General features: G+C 34.6%; 3 protein-coding genes. All 3 read right to left on the bottom strand.

Annotated elements, in window-relative coordinates:
- Positions 1 to 71: 71 nt before the first annotated feature.
- Positions 72 to 1,040 (bottom strand): M56 family metallopeptidase, encoded by a 969-nt coding sequence (locus tag P20311_RS02170; RefSeq protein ID WP_008109167.1) that lies wholly within the window; start codon positions 1,038 to 1,040, stop codon positions 72 to 74.
- Entirely contained in the window at positions 1,037 to 1,426 is a 390-nt protein-coding gene (locus P20311_RS02165) for a BlaI/MecI/CopY family transcriptional regulator (protein WP_008109165.1), read from the bottom strand. Before P20311_RS02165 ends, P20311_RS02170 begins: the two co-directional genes overlap by 4 nt.
- A 90-nt stretch (positions 1,427 to 1,516) precedes the next feature.
- On the bottom strand, positions 1,517 to 1,792 hold the full coding sequence (locus P20311_RS02160) for a metal/formaldehyde-sensitive transcriptional repressor (protein WP_024600843.1): 276 nt from the start codon (positions 1,790 to 1,792) through the stop codon (positions 1,517 to 1,519).
- Positions 1,793 to 2,045: the final 253 nt, after the last annotated feature.

Raw genomic sequence — 2,045 nt, 5'->3', positions numbered from 1 at the left:
GTNTTTTGTAAGAGCATATATTAAAATAAAGATTCATTATCAGTACCTTAGAGTAAGATTTTAATAAGCGGTTAATGAGTAAAAAGCGTTTCAATAACGTGATGTAGGCTATCTACAGACGTTGTTGAAATTAGAACTAAGAGGGGTATTGCAATCACAACACCTCCCGTGGGAAATGGTCTGAACTGTTTATCACTAAGCAAATGAAGCACTCTTTGTTCAATAGAATGACGACAGAAATGAACAAATAATTCACTATTATATTGTGGATGAATAGAGTAGCTCGCAGCCAATTTAGTAAACTTTACTAAGGTACTTGCAACGTTATGTGATTGTTGCTGATTTTCGGCATAAAAAGAATCAGCGGCTTGCTCCATAGATAGCGACATCATGGAAATCAATAACTGTTTAACATTATTAGCGAAATAAGCTGAGAAAAATGAGAAAAGCCATTTCTTTAATGGATCAAAATAATGAACATGAGCTAACTCATGCTGAATAATTATTTTTATGTCATCAGCAGTTGTTTGCTCGACAAGACTCGTAGATATAAAGCATGATGGCCTAAACACACCACCAGTGAATGCTGTAGGTATAGATGATTCAATGAAATAGACTTGCTTACTATTTTCAATCCCTAATACACGTAACAAATTAATTTGATGATGATTACGATAAAGAAGAGTTATTTTTCGTATAAAAATATACAGAGTAAAACTGGTAAAAATAAGTAAACTAGCACTATGCCAGCTCATAAAATAGAAAATATCAGGATGGTGCCAATGAGCAAGGTCTGTCAACCAAACAAATATTGAACCGTTTTGAAATAGTGGACTAAAAAAGAGTGTGGCACATAAAGATATCAGCCACGGAGCAAGCACTAATAACCATAATAATGATTTACGAGTTGATACCGCATAGTGTTGCAACTTACTTTTGACTAACCAAAAAGTAATTGAGACAAATATGTTAGCCACGATAAAGGCTAAAACCCCCACCGTGAGCAAATTAAATACTAATGCCCATTGGCCATAAATCATTTTTCAGAATTCTTCTGTATTTTTTGACGTTGTTGTTCAATCATTGCTTCCAATTTATCTAGCTGCTTTTCATCTAGATCTGATGAAATAGAAGAGAAAGCAGCAACAACACTATTTTCATCTTCAGTAACAAAATCATGAGTAATACTTTTAATCAACTGACCTATCAGCTCTTGCCTTGCAACTTTTGGAAAGTATTGATAAGCGTGGCCGTTTTTTACCCTACTTAACAAATCTTTTTTAAACAAGCGTTCTAGCGTACTTTGAATGGTATTTAGAGATCCGCCTCGGTCTTTTTCAAAATAGCTATGCACCTGCTTGGCATCAGCAGGTTGATTTTTCCATAGATATTCTAAAACTTGTTTTTCTAATTCACCGAGTAACATAAATTTCAATCGCCATTTTTTAAGTAATAGGATAGTGCCACACAAAAAACCGAGAGGCAATCGGTTTTTCGATTTGTTTCATTAAGAGTTCTATTTTAAGTAGCTTTTAAGAATGGAAATAACATCTTCTACCTCCTCTAATCGTTCCTCTTTTGTCATATCCTCTGCACCTAAATGTTCCCTCAAATGACCTTCTAATACTTCCTTCATCAGCCCATTAACCGCACCTTTAATCGCAGCTACCTGTTGTAAAACAGCCATACAATTAGGCTCTCCTTCTAAAGCAGTTTCTAAAGCGAGTGATTGACCTTTTATTCGTCTAACACGACTGAGGAGCTTTTTTTTCCCTGCGATTGTATGTGACATAAATTTCCTTTACTTGATAAGTAGTATACTAGGGTATAGTATATTTCAAAGTGTAAATAGATGCTATTCATAAACAGCATGAAGCAATATTTTAGGATATTTAATGAAAAACGATAGTCGTATTCAGTGGGAACATTCTCATAATTTTGGTATTGACAGTAAGCTCCATGAAAACAAAGTAAAGCTCGTTTTTTGGTTAACAACCGTCATTATGGTACTTGAAATTACCGCTGGAACTTGGTCAGGCTCTATG

Source organism: Pseudoalteromonas sp. BSi20311, assembly GCF_000239875.1.
Taxonomy (GTDB): domain Bacteria; phylum Pseudomonadota; class Gammaproteobacteria; order Enterobacterales; family Alteromonadaceae; genus Pseudoalteromonas.
The sequence above is the reverse complement of the archived record's forward strand: the minus strand, read 5'-3'. Positions and strand labels throughout refer to the sequence as shown.

Bases quoted from the DNA above. Each gene is read 5' to 3' on its own strand.
- P20311_RS02170 (WP_008109167.1), bottom strand. From the start codon at position 1,040: ATGATTTATGGCCAATGGGCATTAGTATTTAATTTGCTCACGGTGGGG.
- P20311_RS02160 (WP_024600843.1), bottom strand. From the start codon at position 1,792: ATGTCACATACAATCGCAGGGAAAAAAAAGCTCCTCAGTCGTGTTAGA.
- P20311_RS02165 (WP_008109165.1), bottom strand. From the start codon at position 1,426: ATGTTACTCGGTGAATTAGAAAAACAAGTTTTAGAATATCTATGGAAA.